The organism is Marinobacter sp., from assembly GCF_033722735.1.
GTDB lineage: Bacteria > Pseudomonadota > Gammaproteobacteria > Pseudomonadales > Oleiphilaceae > Marinobacter.
In genome coordinates this window covers 96,783-119,381 of the sequence record NZ_JAWVYN010000001.1, presented here as the reverse complement: position 1 = coordinate 119,381, position 22,599 = coordinate 96,783, and the positions used below count along the sequence as shown (strand labels likewise).

General features: G+C 61.7%; 20 protein-coding genes. 8 read left to right on the top strand and 12 right to left on the bottom strand.

The window, feature by feature from the left end; all coding sequences use genetic code 11:
• Positions 1 to 109 precede the first annotated feature (109 nt).
• Positions 110 to 1,588: a D-alanyl-D-alanine carboxypeptidase/D-alanyl-D-alanine-endopeptidase gene (gene dacB, locus R3175_RS00535; RefSeq protein ID WP_318941527.1), complete on the top strand. Its 1,479-nt coding sequence runs from the start codon at positions 110 to 112 to the stop codon at positions 1,586 to 1,588.
• Positions 1,589 to 1,651: 63 nt separating this feature from the next.
• Here dacB and R3175_RS00530 read toward each other — a convergent pair whose 3' ends face one another.
• The 5 genes from R3175_RS00530 to R3175_RS00510 are packed head-to-tail and all read right to left on the bottom strand — an operon-like array spanning position 1,652 to position 6,261.
• Complete coding sequence (locus tag R3175_RS00530) at positions 1,652 to 2,422, bottom strand: SDR family oxidoreductase (RefSeq protein WP_318941526.1); 771 nt, start codon at positions 2,420 to 2,422, stop codon at positions 1,652 to 1,654.
• A gap of 11 nt (positions 2,423 to 2,433) precedes the next feature.
• Positions 2,434 to 3,123 (bottom strand): histidine phosphatase family protein, encoded by a 690-nt coding sequence (locus R3175_RS00525; protein ID WP_318941525.1) that lies wholly within the window; start codon positions 3,121 to 3,123, stop codon positions 2,434 to 2,436.
• The gene (locus R3175_RS00520) at positions 3,123 to 4,187 is read right to left on the bottom strand and encodes a phosphotransferase family protein (protein ID WP_318941524.1); all 1,065 of its coding nucleotides are present in this window, start codon (positions 4,185 to 4,187) and stop codon (positions 3,123 to 3,125) included. Before R3175_RS00520 ends, R3175_RS00525 begins: the two co-directional genes overlap by 1 nt.
• Before the next feature lie 31 nt (positions 4,188 to 4,218).
• Complete coding sequence (locus R3175_RS00515) at positions 4,219 to 5,034, bottom strand: SDR family oxidoreductase (RefSeq protein WP_318941523.1); 816 nt, start codon at positions 5,032 to 5,034, stop codon at positions 4,219 to 4,221.
• A gap of 18 nt (positions 5,035 to 5,052) precedes the next feature.
• Entirely contained in the window at positions 5,053 to 6,261 is a 1,209-nt protein-coding gene (locus tag R3175_RS00510) for an acyl-CoA dehydrogenase family protein (RefSeq protein WP_318941522.1), read from the bottom strand.
• 123 nt (positions 6,262 to 6,384) lie between these two features.
• On the opposite strand from R3175_RS00510, the gene R3175_RS00505 reads away from it, so the two are divergent.
• Positions 6,385 to 7,290 carry a LysR family transcriptional regulator gene (locus tag R3175_RS00505; RefSeq protein ID WP_318941521.1) on the top strand — a complete coding sequence of 302 codons (906 nt, stop codon included), beginning with the start codon at positions 6,385 to 6,387 and terminating at the stop codon, positions 7,288 to 7,290.
• A 13-nt stretch (positions 7,291 to 7,303) separates the two neighbouring features.
• Here the strand turns inward: R3175_RS00505 and R3175_RS00500 are convergent, their stop codons facing one another.
• On the bottom strand, positions 7,304 to 7,660 hold the full coding sequence (locus tag R3175_RS00500; RefSeq protein WP_318941520.1) for a hypothetical protein: 357 nt from the start codon (positions 7,658 to 7,660) through the stop codon (positions 7,304 to 7,306).
• A gap of 177 nt (positions 7,661 to 7,837) precedes the next feature.
• Here R3175_RS00500 and R3175_RS00495 point away from each other — a divergent pair, with 177 nt between their 5' ends.
• Entirely contained in the window at positions 7,838 to 8,998 is a 1,161-nt protein-coding gene (locus tag R3175_RS00495) for an isocitrate/isopropylmalate dehydrogenase family protein (protein WP_318941519.1), read from the top strand.
• A gap of 156 nt (positions 8,999 to 9,154) precedes the next feature.
• The gene (locus R3175_RS00490; RefSeq protein WP_318941518.1) at positions 9,155 to 10,414 is read left to right on the top strand and encodes an aspartate aminotransferase family protein; all 1,260 of its coding nucleotides are present in this window, start codon (positions 9,155 to 9,157) and stop codon (positions 10,412 to 10,414) included.
• A 244-nt stretch (positions 10,415 to 10,658) separates the two neighbouring features.
• Here R3175_RS00490 and R3175_RS00485 read toward each other — a convergent pair whose 3' ends face one another.
• Positions 10,659 to 11,639, bottom strand: a complete 981-nt coding sequence (locus R3175_RS00485) for a D-2-hydroxyacid dehydrogenase (protein WP_318941517.1) — start codon at positions 11,637 to 11,639, stop codon at positions 10,659 to 10,661.
• Positions 11,640 to 11,810: 171 nt separating this feature from the next.
• On the opposite strand from R3175_RS00485, the gene R3175_RS00480 reads away from it, so the two are divergent.
• From R3175_RS00480 to R3175_RS00465, 4 genes are all read left to right on the top strand, one after another.
• On the top strand, positions 11,811 to 13,034 hold the full coding sequence (locus R3175_RS00480; protein WP_318941516.1) for a pyridoxal phosphate-dependent aminotransferase: 1,224 nt from the start codon (positions 11,811 to 11,813) through the stop codon (positions 13,032 to 13,034).
• A 10-nt stretch (positions 13,035 to 13,044) separates the two neighbouring features.
• Positions 13,045 to 13,236: a CPXCG motif-containing cysteine-rich protein gene (locus R3175_RS00475; protein ID WP_318941515.1), complete on the top strand. Its 192-nt coding sequence runs from the start codon at positions 13,045 to 13,047 to the stop codon at positions 13,234 to 13,236.
• Between the two features lie 129 nt (positions 13,237 to 13,365).
• Positions 13,366 to 13,920, top strand: coding sequence for a DUF1439 domain-containing protein (locus R3175_RS00470; protein ID WP_318941514.1), 555 nt, complete (start codon positions 13,366 to 13,368; stop codon positions 13,918 to 13,920).
• Between the two features lie 60 nt (positions 13,921 to 13,980).
• Positions 13,981 to 14,676 carry an esterase/lipase family protein gene (locus tag R3175_RS00465; RefSeq protein WP_318941513.1) on the top strand — a complete coding sequence of 232 codons (696 nt, stop codon included), beginning with the start codon at positions 13,981 to 13,983 and terminating at the stop codon, positions 14,674 to 14,676.
• Positions 14,677 to 14,790: 114 nt separating this feature from the next.
• Here the strand turns inward: R3175_RS00465 and R3175_RS00460 are convergent, their stop codons facing one another.
• The 5 genes from R3175_RS00460 to R3175_RS00440 all read right to left on the bottom strand — a co-directional run bounded on the left by R3175_RS00460 (position 14,791) and on the right by R3175_RS00440 (position 22,437).
• Positions 14,791 to 15,888, bottom strand: coding sequence for a fatty acid desaturase family protein (locus R3175_RS00460; RefSeq protein WP_318941512.1), 1,098 nt, complete (start codon positions 15,886 to 15,888; stop codon positions 14,791 to 14,793).
• A gap of 355 nt (positions 15,889 to 16,243) precedes the next feature.
• Positions 16,244 to 16,909, bottom strand: coding sequence for a response regulator transcription factor (locus R3175_RS00455; RefSeq protein WP_318941511.1), 666 nt, complete (start codon positions 16,907 to 16,909; stop codon positions 16,244 to 16,246).
• A gap of 39 nt (positions 16,910 to 16,948) precedes the next feature.
• Positions 16,949 to 18,892 (bottom strand): acetate--CoA ligase, encoded by a 1,944-nt coding sequence (gene acs / locus R3175_RS00450; protein WP_318941510.1) that lies wholly within the window; start codon positions 18,890 to 18,892, stop codon positions 16,949 to 16,951.
• A gap of 352 nt (positions 18,893 to 19,244) precedes the next feature.
• Positions 19,245 to 20,780 carry a fatty acyl-CoA reductase gene (locus R3175_RS00445; RefSeq protein WP_318941509.1) on the bottom strand — a complete coding sequence of 512 codons (1,536 nt, stop codon included), beginning with the start codon at positions 20,778 to 20,780 and terminating at the stop codon, positions 19,245 to 19,247.
• A gap of 316 nt (positions 20,781 to 21,096) precedes the next feature.
• The gene (locus tag R3175_RS00440) at positions 21,097 to 22,437 is read right to left on the bottom strand and encodes an AAA family ATPase (RefSeq protein ID WP_318941508.1); all 1,341 of its coding nucleotides are present in this window, start codon (positions 22,435 to 22,437) and stop codon (positions 21,097 to 21,099) included.
• Between the last annotated feature and the right edge of the window lie 162 nt (positions 22,438 to 22,599).

Here is a 22,599-nt window from a genome sequence, read left to right as displayed (position 1 = left end):
CCAGCGTGGATGTGACAACATGTTGCGTAGCTCCTGCTCGAAGCCGCACAGCTCCAATACGTCCGGGACCTGCCGTCGGTTCAACGGTCGGTTAAAGAAATGGTGTCTCATGCCCCTGGTCTCGGCCAGCCTGGTCGCCTCCACCTTTCCCGCCCTGGCAGGGGAACCGGTGACCGAACGCACCTGGAGCAACCAGATGCGTGATTACGCCGACCGATCCCTGACCGGCCAGGAGGCGCTGAGCCTGGCGGCCATTCCGCTCACCGGCCCCGGGGTTGAACAGTACATCAACGCCGACCAGCAGATGAGCCCCGGCTCGATCATGAAACTGGTCACCACCTATGCCGCCCTCGAACTGCTGGGCCCGTCCTACCGCTGGGACACCAACTTCTATACCGACGGCCAACTGGCCGGCAGCACCCTCGATGGCAACCTGTACGTCCGGTTTGGCGGTGATCCGAAACTCACCATCGAGCGGATCTGGACCACCCTGCGGGAACTGCGGGGCATGGGCATCGGTACCATTACCGGCGACCTGGTCCTGGACGGCAGCGTGTTCCAGCTCTCCGGGGGCCTGCCCTCGTTCGAGGACAATGGCGACAACCCCTACGCGCCCTTCCTGGTGGAGCCTTCTGCCTATCTGAGCAACCTGAACCTGCTTCACTTCCAGGTCCGGGCCGATGAACGGGGCACCCAGGCCTGGAGTTCGCCGGACTTGCATAACGTGACCCTCGACAATCAAGTCACGGCGCTGGCCGAAGGCCCCTGCCCCTCCCGCCGGCGGTTCCAGTGGGAGCCCGTTTTCCATGAGGACGGCCAGGTGACCGTGCGTGTAAGCGGCCGACTGCCCCAGGGCTGTCGTACCACTGCCTACCTGTCGCTGCTGCCCCCGGAACGGTACAGCGCCTCGCTCATCCGTTCACTGCTGACGGAGATGGACATTGTTTTGCAGGGTGAAGACCGAATGGACACCACCCCTGAAGATGCGCGCCTGATCCTCAAGATGACCTCGCCGGATCTGGTGAGCACCATCCGCGACATCAACAAGTGGAGCAGCAACGTCATGGCCCGCCAGCTGTTGCTCACCATTGGCGCGGAGCATCGGGAAGAAACGGATGACGACGACCGGGTGGCCGGCATTCGCACCATCTACCAGTGGCTGGAAGACAAGGGCATCAACACCGACGGCATGGTGATCGACAATGGCGCAGGGCTCACCCGCCATGGCCGGATCACCGCCCGACAGGGTGCCCAGATTCTGCTGAACGCCTGGAACAGCCCCTTTGCCGCCGACCTGATGGCTTCCATGCCCTTGATCGCGATGGACGGCACCATGGCGAGACGGCTACGCAATACCGGCCTGGAAGGCCAGGGAAGAATCAAGACCGGGTATCTGGAAAACGTGCGCTCCATCGCCGGTTTCAGCCGGGATGAGGCCAACAACACCTGGGTGGTGGTCGGGATGATCAATGACGACCCGGCCTGGAACGGTCAGGCGGTGCTGGACCGGGCGCTGTATTCCCTGCACTACAAGCCGCCGGTGGGCACCGCCCTGTCTAAGGCGGATGTCGCGCAAACCAGCGAGTAGCGAATTAATCAGGGGACGGCTTTCAAATCGGTCCCCTAATCCAGTGTCACAGAGTTTGCACGGTTATACCGTCAAATACCCCCCATCCGCGTTGATGCAGGCGCCGGTGGTGTAGCTGGACGCCTCCGACACCAGATACAGCACGGTTCCCGCCATCTCGTCCGGGTCCGCTACCCGCTTCATGGGAATGTGGGCCATGGCCTTCTGCTTGATCGCGTCGTTGGTGGTCAGCGCGCTGGCAAACTTGGTGTCGGTCAGGCCGGGTAACAGCGCGTTGACGCGGATGTTCTGCTGGCCCAGCTCCATGGCGAAGGACTTGGTCATGGAGATCACCGCCGCCTTGGACACCGAATAGATGCCCTGGAAATGCCCCGGATTCACGCCATTGACCGACGCCACATTGACAATGGCGCCGCCGCCCTGCTCCTTCATCAACTGCGCACCCCGGGCACACATGAAGAAATAGCCCCGGATGTTCACATCCACCGTTTTCTGGAAGGCCCCCAGGTCGGTCTCCTCCACCGGACCAAAGTACGGGTTGGCGGCGGCGTTGTTCACCAGGACGTCCACCTTGCCATGGGCCTGCTTCAGGTGGGTCCAGACCGCCTCAATCTGTTCCATGTCGCCGATATGGCAGGCAAAGGCCTCGGCGCTGCCGCCGGCTTCCCGGATGCTGGCCGCCACCGCCTCGCAGCCTTCGATCTTGCGGCTGCTGACAATCACGTGGGCCCCGTAGGCGGCCAGGGTGCGGGCGATGCTTTCCCCGATGCCACGGCTGGCCCCGGTGACCAGGGCCACCTTACCGTCAAGATTGAACAGGTCTTTGTTACTCATCTGGATACCTCTTAACGAAAGGTCACCAGGGCGGGGTCGGCCGCTTCCAGGTGACTGTAGTTGTTGAATACGGACAGACTGCGACGAGCACCGGAGTAGAGCACCCGGGTCACGCTGGTATTGGCGATCACTTCGTTGAGCTTCAGGGCTTTTTCGTCCGTCAGCCCCAACAGCTGCTGGACGATCACCGAGATGGGGCCACCGGAGGTGACCACCAGCACATCGGAGCCGTCGGCAAACTCGATCAGCTGATCCAGGGCCGCCAGCACCCGCAGCCGGAACTCCGGCCAGGTTTCCCGGTAGTCCTCGTCGTGCTGACCGGAAGCCCAACGCCGAACCGCCTGCACAAAGGCCTCCTGGAAGGCCTTGGCCGGCTTGGGGAAGGCGGACAGGTCACGGGCCATGACCGCACGGTCGGCCCAGGCGGGCCGGAAGGCCTCGATCACCGAGCCGTGGTCAAATTCGTTCAACCCCGGCAGGATCTGCATATCCGGCATGGCACTGCCATAGCCGCTGGCGATGGCCTCCGCGGTTTCCCGATGCCGCTCCAGGGAACCGCCCAGCACCGCCTGCGGCCTGACCTTGCCAGCCAGCCAGCGTCCTAACACCCGGCCCTGCTTCCAACCCATCTGGGACAACTCGTCGTAGTTGTCCTTGCCGAAGCTGGCCTGACCGTGACGGATCAGATAGATAGTTGCCATTACAATGAGCTGCCCTTGATCAGTTGCTGACAACGCTGCTCCAGGTAGTTTGCCGCCTGGCCGAAACCGGCAAAGCGCGGGTCTTTGGTCTGGCCTTGGGAGTAGCGGTAGTAGATCTGCTGGATGATGACCGCCAGCCGGAACAGGCCATACACCTCGTAAAAATCAAAGCTGGGGACCTGCAGTCCCGAGCGTTCCAGGTAGTACTCGACCACTTCGTCACGGCTTAGCATACCCGGCCGATGGGTGGGCTGGCGGCGCAGCATCTGCATGCCCGGATCGTCGTCGGCCTGGACCCAGTAAGCCAGAGTATTGCCCAGGTCCATCAATGGATCACCGATAGTGGCCATCTCCCAGTCCAACACCCCGATGACCTCGAACGGGTTGTCCGGGTTCAGCACCACGTTGTCGAACCGGTAGTCGTTGTGGATGACACACTGGGCCAGGTCCTCGGGCATCTTGGCCTCCAACCAGGCCATCACCGCCTCGAAGTCGCCGACATCCTCGGTGCGGGCCTTGCGGAAGCGGTTGCTCCAACCGCCAATCTGGCGCTGCACATAACCGGCGCCCTTGCCCAGTTGATCCAGTCCGGCGGCCCTGGCATCCACCCGGTGCAGCTCTACCAGCTTGTCGATGACGCTCAGGCACAGCTTGCGGGTGTCCGCTTCGTTGAGGGTCAGATCCTCCGGGAAGTCCTGCCGCAGGATAATGCCCTTGAAACGCTCCATCACGTAAAAATCACACCCGAGAACCTCATGATCGTCACAGATCGCGACAATGTCCGGCACGTAGGGATACACCGGCCGCAGCGCCTTCATCACCCGGGCCTCCCGCAACATATCGTGGGCAGACTTGGCGATGGTGCCGAACGGCGGGCGCCGCAATACGTAGGAGCGCTCGCCATAGTCCACCTGGTAGGTCAGGTTGGACGCACCGCCAGGGTATTGGCGAATGGAGGGCTCGCCCTGCAAGTCCGGGACGGCCTGCTTCATGAACCGGTCTACCGTGGTGGCATCCAGCTCTTCGCCGTCACGAATGGCCACCGCCTGGTCAATCTGTGTCATTCACGGGTCTCCTGTTATGTGCGGGTAATCGTCAGGCTGTCTTGGCGATCTTGGCCAGCCAGCGTTTGCTTTCCTGGTGCATCAGCCAGTCGAAGGCCCAGGGCGCATGACGCTTAAGCACCCACAGCCGGCGTTCCCTGGCGTGGGGCAGGACCCAGAAGTCACCACCCTGTGCCGCCCGGAAAATGTCATCCGCCACCTGCTCGGCAGTAACCGACGACCGCTTCATCAGCTTGTTGACGCTCTGCTGCATGCCGGCGATGCCCGAGCGCATGGTGCTGGCCAGGTTGGTCTGGAAAAAGGCCGGACACACGCAGCTGATGCGAATGCCGTCATCCCGCAGCTCCTGGTGCAGGGTTTCCGAGAGCGCGATCACCCCCGCCTTGGATACATTGTAGCTGCTCATCATCGGGGCCAGCATGAGCCCCGCCATGGACGCCACGTTGACGAAGACGCCGGCCCCCTGGTCCTTGAACAGTGGCGTAAAGACCTTGCAGCCCCGCACCACGCCCAGGACGTTGATATCGAGAATCCACTCCCAGTCGCTCAGGGTGCTGTCCTCGATGGAACCTGCCGAGGCCACACCGGCATTGTTGACCACAATGTCGACACCGCCCCAGCGCTCCTTCAGGTTTTCCCGCACCTTCTCCAGGTCCGAGATCCGGCGCACATCGCAATCGAGGTAGTAACCCTCGCCCCCGGCCTGCCGAATCTCGGCTTCTACTGTCGCCCCCTGTTCCGGGTTGATATCGCCGATGCAGACCCGGGCCCCTTCCCGGGCGTAGCGCAGGGCGATGGCGCGGCCCAGGCCGCTGGCACCGCCGGTGATAAAGATGCGTTGTGTCATGCTCTCGCTCCCCGCCGATCAGGCGTATTTCTTGAGTTCCAGCCGCGCCACCGTGGCGCGGTGCACTTCGTCCGGCCCGTCCGCCAGTCGCAGAACCCGGGCATAGCTGAACAGCTGGGTCAGCGGGAAGTCGTCGTCGCTGACGCCGGCACCGCCATGGATCTGGATTGCCTGGTCGACGATGGTCTGCAGCATGTGCGGCACTACCGCCTTGATCATGGCCACTTCTGCCAGGGCGCCCCTGACGCCCTGGGTATCCAGCAGCCAGGCGCACTTCAGGGTCAGCAGCCGGGCTTGCTCAATGGCCATACGGGCGTTGGCGATGATGTCCGGATTGCCGCCCAGCTTGGCCAGGGGACGGCCAAACGCCTCCCGGGACATCGCCCGCTTCATCAGCAACTCCAGCGCCCGCTCGGCGGCGCCGATGGCCCGCATACAGTGATGCACCCGCCCCGGCCCCAACCGGCCCTGGGCAATCTCGAAGCCCCGACCGGGCCCGGCAATAAAGGCGCTCTTGGGCAGACGGACGTTGTCGAACACCACCTCGCCGTGGCCATAGGGCTCGTCGTAGGCGCCGAACACCGGCAGCATCCGCTCGATCCGGACGCCGGGGGTGTCCAGCGGCACCAGCACCATGGAATGACGACGGTGTTTGTGGGCATCCGGATCCGTCAGTCCCATGAAGATGCCCACCTTGCAGTCGGGGTGGCCAACGCCGGTGCTCCACCACTTGCGGCCATTCAGCACCACCTCGTCCTCCTCAACGGTGGCGGTGGCCGCCATGTTGGTGGCATCGGAGGAGGCAACGCCGGGTTCGGTCATGAAGAAGGCGGAGCGGATCTCACCGCTGAGCAACCGCGGCAACCACTGGGCCTTCTGTTCGTCGGAACCGTAGTGGATCAACACCTCCATATTGCCGGTGTCCGGCGCGTTGCAGTTGAAGATCTCCGGGGCAATCCAGCTCTTGCCGGTTTCCTCGGCAATCAACGCATAGTCGGCGTTGAGCAGGCCGCAGCCATACGTTTCATCGGGAAAGAACATGTTCCACAGGCCCTGGGCCCTGGCCTTTTCTTTCAGCTCCCGGATGATCGGCAGTACGACCCAGCGATTTTCCTGGGCCGCCAGGTCGCGGTGGTATTGCGCTTCAATGGGAAAGATTTCGTCACGCATGAACGCTTTCACGCGATTCAGGTAATCCTGGCCTTTGTCGGATGGGGTGAAGTCCATGAAGCAATCCTCTTATTCGTTCAGTACCTGAAAACCAGTCTAGATTCGCCAAATGTATTAAGCGACTGAATCTTATTAATCGTTTACTATAAGTTCTGCTTATTCAAAGAAGGAGCGCTGGTGATGGCCCTGAATCGACTCGATCTCAACCTGTTGCACGTATTCGACACCATTTACCGGGAGCGCAGCCTCACCCGGGCGGCCAGGGCGCTGCATCTGACCCAGCCGGCCATCAGTCATTCCCTGGCCCGGTTGCGGGATCAGTTTGGCGATCCCCTGTTCGTGCGCCAGGGTAACCAGATGGTACCCACGCCCCTGGCGCGCCGATTCCTGGAAACCATGCGCCCGGGGTTGACCCAGATCCAGAGTGCGGTCAACCAGTTTCACAGCTTCGACCCGGCCAGCCAGCGCAAGGTCTATACCCTGGCGCTGCGGGATATCCTGGAATCCACGTTTCTGCCCTCGCTGATGGCCCGACTGGAGTCCTATCCGGAACTTGAAATCTCCAGCCAGCGAATTGCCAGGCGGGAAATGGAGACCCAGTTGGCCGCCGGACGGCTGGATTTTGCGGTGGACGTGCTCCTGCCGATCTCGCAGCAGACCGCCCACGAACTGTTACGCCGGGACCGGCTGGTGGTGATTGCGCGCAGGGACCATCCCCTGCTGGATGGCGAGTTCACCATGGACCGCTACCTCAAGGCGCACCACATCCTGGTGTCGTCGCGGGCCGAGGGCCCTGGAATCGAGGACTTCGAGCTGTCCCGGCTGGGAGTACAGAGAAAAATCCGCCTCCGGTGCCAGCACTACTTCGCCGCCTGTCGGGTGGTGGAGCAGAGCAACCTGCTGCTGACCATGCCCGAGACCTACGCCCGCATCATTGCCGAGCAGGCCCGGGTGCACCTCCTGACACCACCGACGGACATGCCGGGAGTGGATGTTCACCTGTACTGGCACCGGGCCTATGAAAAGGAGCCCGCGCTGCAGTGGATGCGGGAGCAACTGCATGCAGTGGCGGGGGAAAAAGCTTAGGAAGGATGCTGACTCAGACAGCCCCCACCAGATAGAGGAAGGCGGCGAACCCCAGCCCCGTGATGGCCATGGCGGCCGCTACGATGGCCAGCCCCCACCAGACCGCGGCGGCGTCGGAGATGTCCACGCCATGGCCCCGCAGGGTCCGATAGAATGCCCAGGGCCCCAGTACAAACGCTCCGACACCCGCAAAGATCAATCCGACACTGATGCCGGCAAAGGTCCAGGTCGCGAGCACCGTGGCGCGGTCGGTGACCTCGTCCGTGACACCGTGACGCTCGAGAAACTTCCGGCTAAACAGCCACAGCAATCCAAATAACACCGCCACAAAGACAATGCCGCCAATCAGCGTTACGATCCGGTATATCACCCTGTCATTTCCCCAATGGTTTCAAACAATTGAATGACGCTAATCATAGACATCCCCGGGCGGTGGGTAAATGTTTCGACACTGGCGCCCTGTCCGGGGCTGGCTACACTGAATCCAGGATGCATTCGATCGCAATCCGGCGACCTTCGAACTCAACCCAGTAACAGGAGCGATGCCATGGGCCAGAGAACCCGTATAGCGATTACCCCCGGCGACGGTATCGGCCCGGAGGTGGTGGCCGAGGCGGTTCGCTGCCTGCAAGCCTTACGGGAGAAACATAAGCTCGCCCTGGAGTGGATACGCTTTCCCTGGCCCTCCCATGCCTGGCACGAGGAGAATGGCGAATGCATGCCCGAGGACGCCCTGGCGCAACTCAAGGCGTTTGACGCCATCCTGCTGGGAGCCCTGGGCGACCCCGGGCCGGTGGACGACCCCGAGCGCTACCTGCTGCCAGACAGTGTATCCCTGGCCCCGCTGCTGCAGATGCGCAAGGGTTTTGACCAATGGGTGTGCGAACGACCGGCACGCCTGCTCCCCGGCGCTCGCCAGTACCTGGCGGACGATCGGGCCAGGGACATCGACATGCTGGTAATCCGTGAAAACAGCGAGGGCGAGTACGTGGCCCAGGGCGGACGGCTGCGTCAGGGCACCCAGGATGAAATTGCCACCCAGGTGGAAGTGTTCACCTATCGCGCCACCGAACGCATCATCCGCTACGGGTTCGAGCAGGCCCGGCTCAGGGCCCAGTTCCGCACGCAGGAAGACAAGGAGCGGAGCTTCCGCACACTGGATGGCCGCAGCTGCGACAGCCAGGTATGCCTGATCACCAAACGCAATGCCCTGTGCCACTGGGGCGACCTGTATACCGAAGTGTTCGATGCGGTTGCCCGCGAATACCCGGATGTGGCCACCCACCATGAACTGGTCGACGCCGCCTGCATGAAGTTTGTCCAGAGCCCCTGGGCGTTTGACGTGGTGGTGGCCAGCAACCTGCAAGGCGACATCCTCACCGACCTGGCCGCGGTGCTGTCCGGCGGCATGGGGGTCGCTCCCTCGTGCAACCTGAATCCGGACAACCCCAACGTGCCCTCCATGTTCGAGCCCACCCACGGTAGCGCCCCGGACATCGCCGGCCAGGGCATTGCGGACCCGACGGCTATGCTGTTCACCACCGCAAGAATGCTGGACTGGCTCGGCCGGAAGGACCCGACCCTGGCCCTGGCCGGTCGCGAGCTGTTTGACGCGGTGGCAGCGGACCTGGCGGAAAATGGCAGCCAGCAACGGGATACCCGGGAGGTGGGCACCGCCGTCTGCCAGCGCCTGACCGATGCCACTTGAGCCCCAGAGCGAACCGATACCATTGCCGGGCGCATTTAAAAACCCCGATCCAGCGACTAGGCTGGACAGTACCCGGTTTAACAACACATCCGTCAGTAAGTACGGATCCATAACGTACTGATCAACAGCCATCCAGCACATTTCGGGAGGTGCATCGTGACCGACCATAAAGGCAAACTGTCCCCGCTGCTCAAACAGGCGACCGGTATCGTGGCCGCCAAAGGTGAAGGCGCCTACGTGATTGACCCGGAGGGGCGGCGCTACCTGGATTTCACCTCGGGAATCGGTGTCACCAGCACCGGTCATTGCCACCCCAAAGTGGTGGAGGCGGCGCAAAAACAGGTTGCCACCATGATCCACGCCCAGGCCACCACCGTGATGAACCCGCGTCTGCCGGAACTGGCGGAGAAACTGGGCGAGCTGACACCGGACCCGCTCAATGCCTTCTTCTTTTCCAATGCCGGTACCGAGGTGGCCGAGGCGGCCATTCGCCTGGTCCGGCAGGTTACCGGGCGCCCCAACATTGTGGTGTTCCATGGCGGTTTCCATGGTCGCACCATGGGCTCGCTGTCGCTGACCACCTCCAGCGTGGGCCTGCGGGCCGGCGTCAGCCCGATGATGGGCGGCGTGGTGGTGGCGCCCTTCCCCCATGCCCACCACTACGGCTGGAGCGAGGAGGAGACCACCGATTTCTGCCTGCGGGAACTGGACCGCATCTTCGTCACCTATTCCGCCCCCCGGGAAACCGCCGCCATGCTGGTGGAGCCGGTGCAGGGCGAAGGCGGTTACGTACCCGCCAACAACCGCTTCATGCAGGGGCTGCGGGAGCGTGCGGACAAGCACGGCATCATGCTGGTGTTCGACGAGGTGCAGGCAGGCTTCGGCCGCAGCGGCAAATTCTGGGGCCACGACCACTTCGGCGTGAAACCCGATGCCATCATGATCGCCAAGGGTCTGGCCAGCGGCTTCCCGATCTCCGCCCTCGCCGCCTCGGAGGAAACCATGGCCAAGGGCTGGCCCGGTTCCCAGGGCGGCACCTACGGCGGCAACTCGGTGGCCGCCGCCGCGGCCATGGCCACCATTGAGGTGATCCGGGAAGAAGGCCTGGTGGCCAATGCGGAGACGATGGGCAGGCACCTGCGTACCGGCCTGGAGAAGCTACAGCGGGATTACCCGGAGATGGACAATGTCCGCGGGCTGGGCCTGATGTTGGGGGTCGAGATGCGGCGGGACGGTGTGCCCGATGGCGAGCGGGCCGGCAATATCCTCAAGGAATGCGAGAAGCGGGGGCTGTTGATGCTCCGCTGCGGGCCCTATCAGGAGATAGTGCGGTGGTTGCCGCCACTGATCGTCGATCAGCAGCAGATCGACGAGGCCCTGGGGATCTTTGAGGAGGCGCTGAAGGCGACGGCCTGATATGTCCTCCCTAGCCTGGTGAGAAGGTGCCGGTGGTGGGTAGTGTAGCTGTTCAGCCAGTCTCACCAAGCTCAACGAATTATCTTTTTGCGGATAGCGGCCAAGCCTGAAAGCGGACAGTAGGGGGCCTTTCGGAGCAGCGGCAGGGACGCCGCGAAGTCCCGACAGGTACAGGGATGTACCTTGGAGGGCGGCGGAGAAAGGCCCCCCACTGTCCGCCGACACGGATTAAAAGGCTACTGCGCTACGTACCCGCATACCCCAACGCCTTATTCACCTGATTGAACAACGCCTCCCCCCGATGCCATCGGTCAAAATTCTCCAGGAACTGATCGGTTAACGCCCGCCGCCAACCGATAAAGTCCCCAGCCATATGGGCCGTCATGATCACGTTGTCCATGTCCCACAGCGGGTGATCCTCCGGCAACGGCTCCTCCTCGAACACATCCAGGGCCGCCCCGGCGATCTCGCCGTCCTGGAGGGCGGCAATCAGATCATCGGTCTTCACAATAGGCCCGCGACCAATGTTGATCAGTCGGGCGGTCTTTCGCATTGCCGCAAAGGCGTTCCGGTCAAACAGCCCCTCGGTCTGCGGCGTCAGGGGGGCGGCAATCACCACATAGTCTGCCAGGCGCAACTGCGCTTCCAGGTCCGCCTGGCTGTGCACGGCGATGAAGTCCGGGTCGTCCTCACGGGCGCTGCGGGCGATGCCGTGCGCGTGCAATCCTACCGCACTGACCAGCCGGGCAATCTGCCGGCCGATGGAGCCGGCCCCCACCACCAGCACCTGCTGTCCCGCCGCCCGCTCGGTATCCCGATGCTGCCAACGATGCGCCAGCTGATAGCGGATGGATTGGGGAAAGTCCTTGGCGAACATCAGGATGGTGCAAAGCACGTATTCGGCAATGGTGCGATCGAAGATGCCACGGGCATTGGTCACCGTCACCGGCCCCTCGATCAGCGCCGGAAACATCAGGGCGTCCACCCCGGCGCTGGTGGCGTGTATCCACTGCAGCTTGTCCGCTGCCGGCCAGGCCGCCTCCAGGGCCTCGGTGCGGAAGTCGGTCACCATCATCACGTCGGTACCGGGCAGGGTCTCCCGCAGGGACGCCTCATCGGAGGCGAAGCGCACTTCCGCCCGCGCCAGCAGCGCCTCCACACCCGGCGGCTCCGCCTCCCCCGGCGCGGTCAGGACGGTGATAACAGGACGTTGATGTGCGGGCATGGGAAACCTCCAGAATCTGCATGACTCTAACAGTCTGGAGGCTTGGTCTGGGACGGTCAAATGCCTCACCGCCAGGGGCAAAAATGGCTCAATGAAATCGCTTGTCCCGCCCGAATTTAGTAACTAACCTGCAAAAGTGGTCAGTGCATTTGTCTCACTCAGGAGGTGCGTATGCCAGAAGCTGCAAGAGATGTGGGCAACACCCAACCGCGCAAGGTCAAGTACCGCAAGACCAAGGCCCGTTGGCACCCGTCCATGCAGGCCATCCCCGTGCCGGGAATTCGGCGGATGGTGAATATGGCGGCCACCATGAAGGACGTCATCCACCTGTCCATCGGCCAGCCCGACCAGCCCACACCGCAGCATATCGTCGACGCCTACATCGATGCCCTGAACGCCGGACAGACCGGTTACACCATGGACGCCGGGTTGCCGGAACTGCTCGTTGCGCTGCGGGACTATTACGGCAAACGCTACAACCGCAAGTTGACCCGGGATAACATCCTGATCACCAGCGGGGCCACCGAGGCCATGTACCTGGCGCTCTCCGCCACCGCCGCACCGGGTCGCCAGTTCATCATCACCGACCCGTCGTTCCTGCTGTATGCCCCCCTGATCCGGATGAACGGCGGCGAAGTGAAGTTCATTCCCACCCACCCGGAGAACAATCACCAGCTCGACCCGGACGATGTCATCAAGGCCATGGGGGAGCGCACCTTTGCCATTATCCTCAATTCCCCCAACAACCCCACCGGGGCGGTGTATCCCCGCAGCACCATCGAGACCATTGTGGAGGAATGCGCCTACCGGGGCATCCAGGTTTACAGTGACGAAGTCTACGACCACCTGATCTTCGACGAGGAAGAGTACGCCAGCGTGCTCAGCTGCGCCCTCGACCTGGACAACGTGATGTGCATCAGCAGCTTCTCCAAGACCTACAGCATGGCGGGGCTGCGGGTCGGCTGGGTGATCTCCAGCCAGGCCGCCATCAAGTCCCTGCGCCGCTATCACATGTTCACCACCTCCGTGGCCAACACCCCCGCCCAGTTCGCCGGGGTGGCCGCGCTGACCGGTGACCAGCAGTGCGTACAGGACATGGTCAACATCTACCGGGAACGTCGGGATCGGATCATGACCCTGATTGACGAAACGCCCCATTTGACTGGTTACAAACCCGGCGGCGCCTTCTTCTCCTTCCCCAACCTGCCGCCACACGTTGACGGCTCTGAGCTGGCCCTGCGCATGTTGAAGGAGACTGGCGTCTGCGTGGTGCCCGGGGACGCCTTTGGCGAGGACACCTCCAACGCCCTGCGCTTCAGTTTCTCCACGTCCTGCGAAAAGCTCGAGGAAGCCTTCGACCGGATCATTCCCTGGATGGCCAAACAGCCGATATGAGGACCCCACCATGTCTGCCCTGGAAACCACCGAGATTCAGTGCCCGTACTGCTGGGAGATGCTGGATATCAGCGTCGATCCCTCGGTACGTGACCAGACCTACGTGGAAGACTGTCAGGTGTGCTGCCAGCCGATCCTGATCTCGGTGTCCTACAGCGACAACGGCGAGCTGTCCGTGTCCGCCGACCAGGAGAACAATTAAGGAGCCTGGCGGGCCAATTCGTCTCCCTCTCAGCGGCTTACCGATCATTAATGCCTCCGCGGGCCGGGATTGTCGCTACAATGGGATAACTTTCTCAGTCCCCATTCGATCCGACAGGGAGACCTCACCATGCAACGCCTGGCCCTGCTCCTGCTGTTGTCACTGGGTTTCAGTGGCTGCGCCAGCTTTTCCCCCTACTCCATCAGCGAACAGACCCTGGAGAATCACCTACAGAAAAGTATCGCGGATTTTGACCGGCAACAGCTTCAAGCCGGCTCACCACTAAGCGTCAGCCTGAGCGATGCGGACATCACCCTGGGGCCGGACGGTCGTGACGTCGCCGTGATCGATCTCACCGGCCAGGTCGCCGTCAACGCCCTGATGACCCGGATTCCGGTGGATATCGTGCTCAAGGTGGAAGGCGCCCCGGTGTATGACAGCCAGGAAAAGGCCGTCTACATTCGCCGCCTGCAGCTGCTGGATAGCCGGGTGGAATCCACCCTGTTCAACCAGGATCTGAAGCCCCTGACCGACACCGTGATGCGCAGCGTGGCGCAGTTGCTGGAGACCGTGCCGGTCTATCGCCTGGATGAGACCGACCCCAGCCAGAAGCTGTTTGGCATGGTGCCCATGGACATCCGGGTGGCACCGGGACGGCTGGAATTTGTGATGGCGGATCAGTAACGTCGGTCTAACCTTGCTATGCCCAGGTTCAAACCCCTTGCCCTAGCCGCACTCCTGAGCGTGACCTGCTCAGGAGTCGCCGCCAACGAGTCCCCCGCCAGAACCGTCGTTCTCCTGCACGGCCTGGCCCGCTCCGCCGATTCGATGACCGAGATGGAAGAGGCCCTGAAGGCGGCGGGCTACCGCACCTGCAACATCGACTACCCGTCCACTGACCACCCGATCCAGGAACTGGCCAGCGCCCATGTTTTGCCCGCCCTCCGGGCCTGCACCGAGAACGCGCCGTCCCCCCTGGACTTCGTGACCCACTCCATGGGCGGCATCCTTGTTCGCCACTTACGGACAACCGAACCCACCCTGCACTTCGGCCGGGTGGTGATGCTGGGGCCGCCCAACCAGGGCAGCGAGGTGGTGGACAAGCTGGGGGACCTGGCGCCCTTCGAATGGATCAACGGTCCGGCCGGCCAACAGCTGGGCACCGAAGCAGGCGACCTGCCCCAATCCCTCGGGGCGACGGACCTGGAAGTGGGCATCATCGCCGGCGAGGATTCCATCAACCCCATTCTGTCACTGCTGATTCCCGGCGAAGACGACGGCAAGGTCTCACTGGAGAACGCCAAGCTGGAGGGCATGAGCGACTTCCTGGTGGTGCCGGTGAGTCACCCCTTCCTGATGAACGACGAGGATGTGATCGCGCAGACGATTCACTTTCTGGAGCACGGCGAGTTCGAGCACGACACCGACACCAGCGAGTGACCCCGAATTTTCAACCCTGCTCCTACCACGCAATCCCGCCTTGAACCAAGGCCCAGGAACGCGAAAGGCACGCCCTCGGGCGTGCCTTTTTGTTCGCCAAGCAATCATCCTGCCTTACGACGCCTTCAGGTAGTTCGTCGCCGAGTACTGCTTCTGCAGAGGCATCAGGTCGAAGGTGCGCTCCGGGTTAATCGGATCAACCAGCTCGGTGGCGTTCTTGTACACCCGCGGTGTGGTGTACAGGTACTTGATGGCGGTGCTATGGGGCATGGCCATGTAGCGGTCACCGTGATTCTGTTCCAGCCACTGGCGAACCCGTGGTGCCTTGTTGGAGGACATCTTCGGGAAGAAGTGGTGCTCCACGTGGTGGCTGAAGCGGTAGTGCAACCGGTCCAGAATCGGATTACTCCGCAGGCTCATGGAGTTGTCCAGCGGGTTGTTGGACACCGTCTGGGGACGCAGGAAGTGGTTGGTCAGGATATAACCCTGGCCCAACGCGTTCGCCACCATGAACGGGATCACTACGGTGAACAGTGCCAGCGGACCGGAAATGGCCGCCAGGACCAGCCAACCGCCGAGCAGCATGAACGACTGACGAATCGCCTTCTTGCGGTCCATGCCCTTGAACTGCTTGCGACGCCGGGCCTGGAACCACAGCACCAGTTGGGCGTGCATGGTGAAGGAATAGGTCAGGAACAGGTAGCTGTACCAGGTACGCCCACCCGGGGCCAGCTTGGTGAACTTCTTCTGCTTCGGATCGGTCTTGTAGCGACGCAGGGTACCGAAGCTGTCCGGATCGACGTCACCGATGTTGGTGTTGCCGTGGTGCACCACGTTGTGCCACTTCCGCCAGAACTCCGGCGGCACGATCATCGGCCCAAAGCCCAGCCAGCCGAAGAAGTTCTGCCAGCGCTTGCTCATACCCAGGGCGCCGTGCAGCACTTCGTGGGCCAGCAATGCCTGACTCCCGATGGTGTGCCCCACCACCAGGCCCAACAGCAGGTTGGCGTACCAGGGCAGCCCGGCCATCAGGATGGTGGCGATGCCGCCCCAGATAATCAGTTGCAGCGGCAGAAACCAGACAACCCGCCAGGTCTGGGGCTGGAAGGTATCCGCAGGCAGATCCTTACGCATCTGATCGCGCAGTTCGCGCTCATCGGGCAAGCCAAAACCACTGTTTCCGAGAGATTCAGGTTTGACAGCAGCGTTCATCCATTCACCTTTGAAGTTCAGCGTACATTTGTAAGCTGAATTTACATAAACCTCGATGACAAGGCAATGGCAGTTTTATAAATTTTTGGTGACAGGCCCATAAATCAAATTCATACCCACAGTAAATCTGTTTAATTTCAATGGACAGGAGATTTCAGAAACGAGCACCAGTTAGCCGGCGAAAAATCCAGAAAGCGGATTTGTGCGCACAGCCGTACCGATTTATCGATCGAACGAGTTCTGAGAGGGAGAGAGGCAACCATCGAACCGGAGCCCGGCACGCCGAAGGGAGGCAATGGCTGGACAAAAAAAGGGGCAAGCTGCCCCTACTACCTGAAACCTCAACGGCTTCGAATCAACCGCCCGACAAGGAGGTGTCGGACGGATCAATTTCCATTTGCTGGATCGCAATCACCGCCTGGGTCCGGTTACGCACCCCCAGTTTGCGGAACACCGCCGTGATATGGGCCTTGATGGTGGCTTCCGACACCTCCAGGTCATAGGCGATCTGCTTGTTCAACAGGCCTTCGGCCAGCATCCCCAACACCCGGAACTGCTGCGGGGTCAGTGACGCCAGCTTCTCGGAGAAGTCGGTGGTGTCCGCCTGCATCCGCTCGATCTTCTCGGCCACCCCTTCCGGAAGCCAGACATCGCCCTCCAGCACCGCCTGGATGGCCTCGGTGATGGTGGGCAGAGGCGCCGACTTGGGAATGAAGCCGGACGCCCCGTAGTCGATGGAGCGCCGCATGACCTGCAATTCCTCCGAACCTGACACCACCACCACGGGCAATCCCGGATACTGCCCCCGCATGAACACGAGCCCGGAAAATCCATGGGCCCCCGGCATATTGAGATCCAGTAGGACCAGATCCGCATCCGGGTGGGATTCCACCGCCGCCTGGAGCGCCTTGATGCTTTCCACTTCCACCGTGTCAGCATCCGGAACCGCTTGATTGACCGCCTGCTTCAGGGCTGCCCGAAACAGCGGATGATCATCGGCGATGATTATTTGTTGTGCCATTCAACAGAGTCCTCGCAGGGTTTGGGCCACTGGCCGTCCTTACTGGAACGCACGATGACTGATGAGTTCGTCCACCACGCTGGGATCGGCCAGGGTGGAGGTATCGCCCAATTGATCGTGCTCGTTAGCTGCAATCTTACGCAAAATCCGGCGCATAATCTTCCCTGAACGGGTTTTGGGCAGGCCGGGGGCCCACTGGATGACGTCCGGGGAGGCAATCGGTCCGATTTCCTTGCGCACCCACTGCACCAGCTCCTTCTTGAGCTCATCGGTGGGGGTTTCGCCGTGTACCAGGGTGACGTACACGTAAATACCCTGTCCCTTGATGTCATGGGGATAGCCCACCACGGCGGCCTCGGCCACCAGATCATGGGCCACCAGGGCGCTTTCCACTTCCGCGGTGCCCAGTCGGTGACCGGACACGTTCAATACGTCGTCTACCCGGCCGGTGATCCAGTAGTAGCCGTCCTCATCGCGACGGGCGCCGTCGCCAGTGAAGTAGCGGCCCGGATAGGTGCTGAAGTAGGTCTGCACGAACCGGTCGTGGTCGCCGTAAATGGTGCGCATCTGTCCCGGCCAGCTGTCGAGGATGACCAGGTTGCCTTCGGCGGCCCCGTCGAGGATGTTGCCGTCGTTGTCCACCAGCGCCGGCTGCACTCCGAAGAACGGCAGCGTGGCCGAACCGGGTTTGAGATCGAAGGCACCCGGTAGCGGAGAAATGAGGATGCCGCCGGTTTCGGTCTGCCACCAGGTATCGACAATCGGGCACTGGCTGTTGCCAATTACCCGGTAGTACCACTCCCAGGCTTCCGGGTTGATGGGCTCCCCCACCGACCCCAGCAGGTGCAGGCTTTCGCGAGTGGTGCCGTCCATGCAGGACTCACCTTCCGCCATCAGCGCACGAATGGCGGTCGGTGCGGTGTACAGCACGTTGACCTTGTGCTTGTCGACCACCTGCCCCATGCGGGAGGTGTCCGGATAATTGGGCACCCCCTCGAACAGCAGGGTGATGGCGCCGTTGGCCAGCGGGCCGTAGAGAATGTAGCTGTGGCCGGTCACCCAACCGAAGTCGGCCGTGCACCAGTAGACGTCGCCATCCTGGTAGTCGAACACATACTGGTGCGTCATGGAGGCGTAGACCAGGTAGCCGCCGGTGGTATGCAGAACGCCCTTCGGCGCGCCGGTGGAGCCGGAGGTGTAGAGCATGAACAGCGGATCTTCCGCGTTCATCGGCTCGGGGGCGCAATCGGCAGACGCCTTGGCCATCAGGTCTTCGTATCGCGCGTCGCGGCTGTCGTCCCAGGGCACCTCGCCACCGGTACGACTGACCACCACCACCCTGTCGACATTGAGCTTGCCGCCGGACAGGGCCGAGTCCACGTTCTTTTTCAGTGGAATCTTGCGGCCGCCACGGACACCTTCATCGGCGGTGATCACGAAGCGGGATTTGCCGTTGTCGATGCGGGCCGCCAGGGCCTCGGGCGAGAAGCCGCCAAACACCACCGAGTGGATGGCCCCAATGCGGGCACAGGCCAGCATCGCCACCGCGGTCTCGACAATCATCGGCATGTAGATGGTCACCACATCGCCCTTGTTGACGCCGATGGACTTCAGTACGTTGGCAAACTTACAGGTTTCGGCGTGCAATTCACGGTAGGTGACGTGGCGGGATTCGGCCGGGTCGTCGCCCTCGAAGATGATCGCGGTCTGGTCCCCCCGCTTCTCCAGGTGGCGGTCGAGGCAGTTGGCGGAGGCGTTCAGCTCACCGTCCTCGAACCACTTGATAGACAGGTTGTCCTTATCGTAGCTGGAGTTTTTGACCTTGGAATAGGGCTTGATCCAGTCCAGGCGCTTGCCATGCTCGCCCCAGAAAGTGTCCGGGTCTTCGACTGACTGGCGATACATCGTGTCGTACTGGTCCCGGTTGATCAATGCCCGCTTGGCGAACTCCGGCTTCACCGGGTAAACATGTTTCTCAGTCATTGTGCTCCCCTCATTGTAATTAGAGATCTGTTAGTGATTGTCGGAATTGTAGAAACAGAACTTCGCGGGCCGGCTCTGGCCCCGGAAGGCCGCAATTTTGGGTATTGGATGATGGTTAGCGACTTCCCAAAGACGGATTCCCTATAGTTCAACACGCAGGCTGACAATCAATGAATTAGACTAATGTCCTAACTCAGTAACACTTCCGCACCGGTCCTTTGGCGCGCTTGTATCTTCCTGATACTTGTGACATTCCAGCCAAGGTACCGGTAAGCATAGTCAGGGAAACAACAGAGCGAAAGCGCGGAACAGGCCCGCGAATGCGGGACCTGTTCCTCGAGGGGAGAGAGCCTTAGGCCGCCTGGCGGGTCCGGCGGGATTTCAGGCTGTACAGCTTGCGTTCCTTTAGGGCGTACTTGTTCAGGCCAGCCAGATGGGTCTTGCGCAGGTACAGGGCCCAGTCGATGCGGGCGGCGTCCACCGGGAACAGCGCCTGGTCGGCGGCGCCCATGCGCTTGGACAGCTGCATCAGCTCGTCACTCTGGAACACGTAATCCGGCGCGGTATAGAAGCCGAAGATAGTGGCCAGGGACCGGGTGGTGTCGAGATTTTTCAACAGCTTCAGCTCGCGGGTATGGCCAATGGCCTTCAGCACCCGGTCCGCCACCGACAATGGCAACTGGGCGCCACTGATGACCGCGTCGAACAGGGTACGGTTGATCGCCATAAACGGCTTGCGGGGCTGCCGGTAGAAAAGCTGGTCGTACTGCGCGTAGTTGCTCTTGGCCTCATCCATCAGGTGATCGATGAACTCGCCCAGGGAAATGGGATTACGACCGCCGCTGCAGCACTGATAAATGCGGCGTTTACCCGGTTTGGCCAGGGCTTCTGCCAGCGACAGGATGATGCTGTTGGCCACCAGGTCCGCCGGGATGACATCGATGATCCCGGACCGCTTACCCGGGAACAGCGTCACCTTCTCACGGGCATAGGCCAGGATAATGGCGTCGGCCACCTTGACCCCTTCGATCCAGCCCGGGGCCGGTTCCTCCATCGCACTTTCGATGATGGACGGTCGGAGTATGGTCAGTGACTTGCCGGCCAGGGACTTCAGCAGCAACTGCTCGCCCAGCCATTTGGTAAAGGTATAGGTGTCACTCCAACCGTAATGGTTCGCCTCGCGAATGCCGAGGTCCACCAGTTTTTTCTCCAGCACTTTGCCGCTGTAGCGGGAACGGACATCGGCAATCTTGTCCTGCAACAGGTGCACCAGCTCGTCGATTTCGTAGTGGCCTTCCTCGCTACGGGGAATGGAAGCCCCCGCCGGCCGCACCACCACTTCGTGGGCCTTGCCGGAGTTTTTGCCGTTGACGTAGCAGGTGGAGACCTGGATCACCGGAATGTCCCCTGCCTGGGCGGCAAACTCGGTTACATTGTTGAGGCACAGGGTGTTGATGGCCAGGGCCTTGTCCAGCTCCTCGCGGAAATTCACGCTGGCAGCGGAATTGATGATGGCATCCACCTTGCCCGCCAGGGCTGCGAACGGGTCCGGGGCCAGGCCAAACCGTTCCTGGGTAACTTCACCGGTGACGCAGTGAATGCGGGTATCGAGAAAATCCTCGAACGCCTCACCGTCATCCAGCCGCAACCGCTCAAAAACCGATGAACAGGCAATTTCGTTATCGAACCGCTCCCGGGCATTCGGATGGCGCTTGTTGCCACGGATAAGCAGGTGAATGCCGCCGATATCCGGAACGGCGCGGATTAGCTTCTCGAGTACGACCTTGCCAAGAAAGCCCGTCGTGCCGGTGATGAGCACATGTTTGCCACGCAGTTGCTTTAGCACCTGTGACTCTGATTCCCCAATTTCGAGCTGTTGTTCAGCCATGAGTAGGAACTCCTTCTCTGATTGTGTCTCTGATCTTGTTTCATTCGTGGTCCATGCATTCCGGCTTTCCATGAGTCTGCGCTCTGCCGGTGGGCCCAAGCTATTTAGTTGGCAATCCGGGTTTTGGCAAGCCGCCGCCACCTGTCGCTGCCGTTGTTATATGCTTTGCATTTACCGGGCCAGGCCCGTCATTTCGGGCCAATCATTGCACAGTGTGCATGACAAACCGGTGACATACAGCAAGGAATCGCAACATTCAGATTAAATTTGTTACACGAATTGCTAACCGGCTGATTGCCGGAAAATTGCCGGTCGCTCAGGGACGGCGGCCGGCGGAGAGGGAACGCAACAGCTGGTCCACGGAAATATCCGAGGGCTGCTCCTTAAGTGCCTGGATGAGCTGATTTTGGTCGCCGAAGCTGACTCGGTCATAGCGGGGCTCCGGAGGGGCTTCCGAAGGGGCCCGGCCGGCGTCCTGCCCAGCCAGGTCGGCACCGACCTGTTCGGCGAGCTGACGAAGGTGTGAGGCAAAATGGAGACGCTGGGTCGGCGAAAGCGCTTCCCAGTTCAGGGAAGCCAGACCGGTCTGGATAATCTCGATCGCGTCTTCGTCCAGGTTGCGCCCCAACAGGGCAAAAATGGCGTTGAATGCCTCATAACGAAGCATCGCCGAATCGCTGTTGTCGGCGAGCAATTCCGCCAGCTCGGTGACCAGCTGCTGACACCGTGTCGATGGTGTCGCCGGATCGGGGCTGGCCTGCGACGGGGTCGGTGACGGAGCCTCCGCCCGGTCATCGCGGGCCCGGGTGGATACCCGGTGCCAATAGGCGGCGATGCCCGATTTCCGCGCTGGCAAATGGGCAAACCGAACCGCCAGCATATCGGCCAGGGTATGAAACTGCCGGCAGGAGGGATCCGTTTCCGGCAACAGCCCCACCGGGCGCTGGCTCTGGATGGACTGCTCGATGGTCTCATCCCGCCAGACCGCGCCGAGGTAATGCAGCCCCATGCCCAGGTGCCGCCGAACCGCTGCCTCGAAGCGCTGATACACCGCCTGGGCCTGACTGGCTCCCCGCGCCATGTTGACTACCACACTGGGGGTCCGCCGATAACCCTTGCGCTGCATGACCTTCAGCAGGGAAAAGGCATCGGTGAGCGAGGTCGGATCCGGTGTGATAACCAGACAGGCCATGGCTGCCGCCGCAATCATGTGCAGTCCTACGGGCTGAAGCCCGGCCGCGGTATCGATGAACACATAATCATACTGGCGCTCGAGGTTGGCCAGGGCTTTCAACAGGCCAAGGCTCTGCTCCGAATCCAGGTTCAGACACGCCTGCACCCCCGAAGCACCCGGCACGATGTCCAGGCCATAGGGCGCCGACATGATGACGTCTGCCAGGCCACACTGCCCCTCCACCACCTGCGCCAGGGTCCGCTCCGGATAGCGGCCCAACATGATACTGACGTTGGCCAGGTCGGTGTCGCCATCCAGCAAAAGCACACGCTGACCTTCCCGGGCCAGGCTCAGGGCAAGGTTGAGCGTGATGGAGGTTTTGCCCACGCCTCCCTTACCTCCGGTGACAGCCACAATTCTGGGCTGGCCCGCTTCATGCTTGGAGGGTCGTTCCTGCTGATGGGATTGGCGGTACTGATCCATAGTGGCGGCACGGGGTATCGGGCTGTCGACGGCGTACGAGGCAATGGAAGCTTGCCGGCCCCCACTGCTCTGTCACTGTGAAAGGAGTGTAGCGCGAACCCCGTCCAGGATGTAGATACAGGTGGCCCTTAAACCGCCCTGTGTGGCATGAAATGACAGAAT

What these genes read in the sequence shown, in the direction of transcription:
- dacB (WP_318941527.1), top strand. Translation starts at nt 110, where the DNA reads ATGCCCCTGGTCTCGGCCAGCCTGGTCGCCTCCACCTTTCCCGCCCTG.
- R3175_RS00530 (WP_318941526.1), bottom strand. Translation starts at nt 2,422, where the DNA reads ATGAGTAACAAAGACCTGTTCAATCTTGACGGTAAGGTGGCCCTGGTC.
- R3175_RS00525 (WP_318941525.1), bottom strand. Translation starts at nt 3,123, where the DNA reads ATGGCAACTATCTATCTGATCCGTCACGGTCAGGCCAGCTTCGGCAAG.
- R3175_RS00520 (WP_318941524.1), bottom strand. Translation starts at nt 4,187, where the DNA reads ATGACACAGATTGACCAGGCGGTGGCCATTCGTGACGGCGAAGAGCTG.
- R3175_RS00515 (WP_318941523.1), bottom strand. Translation starts at nt 5,034, where the DNA reads ATGACACAACGCATCTTTATCACCGGCGGTGCCAGCGGCCTGGGCCGC.
- R3175_RS00510 (WP_318941522.1), bottom strand. Translation starts at nt 6,261, where the DNA reads ATGGACTTCACCCCATCCGACAAAGGCCAGGATTACCTGAATCGCGTG.
- R3175_RS00505 (WP_318941521.1), top strand. Translation starts at nt 6,385, where the DNA reads ATGGCCCTGAATCGACTCGATCTCAACCTGTTGCACGTATTCGACACC.
- R3175_RS00495 (WP_318941519.1), top strand. Translation starts at nt 7,838, where the DNA reads ATGGGCCAGAGAACCCGTATAGCGATTACCCCCGGCGACGGTATCGGC.
- R3175_RS00485 (WP_318941517.1), bottom strand. Translation starts at nt 11,639, where the DNA reads ATGCCCGCACATCAACGTCCTGTTATCACCGTCCTGACCGCGCCGGGG.
- R3175_RS00480 (WP_318941516.1), top strand. Translation starts at nt 11,811, where the DNA reads ATGCCAGAAGCTGCAAGAGATGTGGGCAACACCCAACCGCGCAAGGTC.
- R3175_RS00475 (WP_318941515.1), top strand. Translation starts at nt 13,045, where the DNA reads ATGTCTGCCCTGGAAACCACCGAGATTCAGTGCCCGTACTGCTGGGAG.
- R3175_RS00470 (WP_318941514.1), top strand. Translation starts at nt 13,366, where the DNA reads ATGCAACGCCTGGCCCTGCTCCTGCTGTTGTCACTGGGTTTCAGTGGC.
- R3175_RS00460 (WP_318941512.1), bottom strand. Translation starts at nt 15,888, where the DNA reads ATGAACGCTGCTGTCAAACCTGAATCTCTCGGAAACAGTGGTTTTGGC.
- R3175_RS00455 (WP_318941511.1), bottom strand. Translation starts at nt 16,909, where the DNA reads ATGGCACAACAAATAATCATCGCCGATGATCATCCGCTGTTTCGGGCA.
- acs (WP_318941510.1), bottom strand. Translation starts at nt 18,892, where the DNA reads ATGACTGAGAAACATGTTTACCCGGTGAAGCCGGAGTTCGCCAAGCGG.
- R3175_RS00445 (WP_318941509.1), bottom strand. Translation starts at nt 20,780, where the DNA reads ATGGCTGAACAACAGCTCGAAATTGGGGAATCAGAGTCACAGGTGCTA.
- R3175_RS00440 (WP_318941508.1), bottom strand. Translation starts at nt 22,437, where the DNA reads ATGGATCAGTACCGCCAATCCCATCAGCAGGAACGACCCTCCAAGCAT.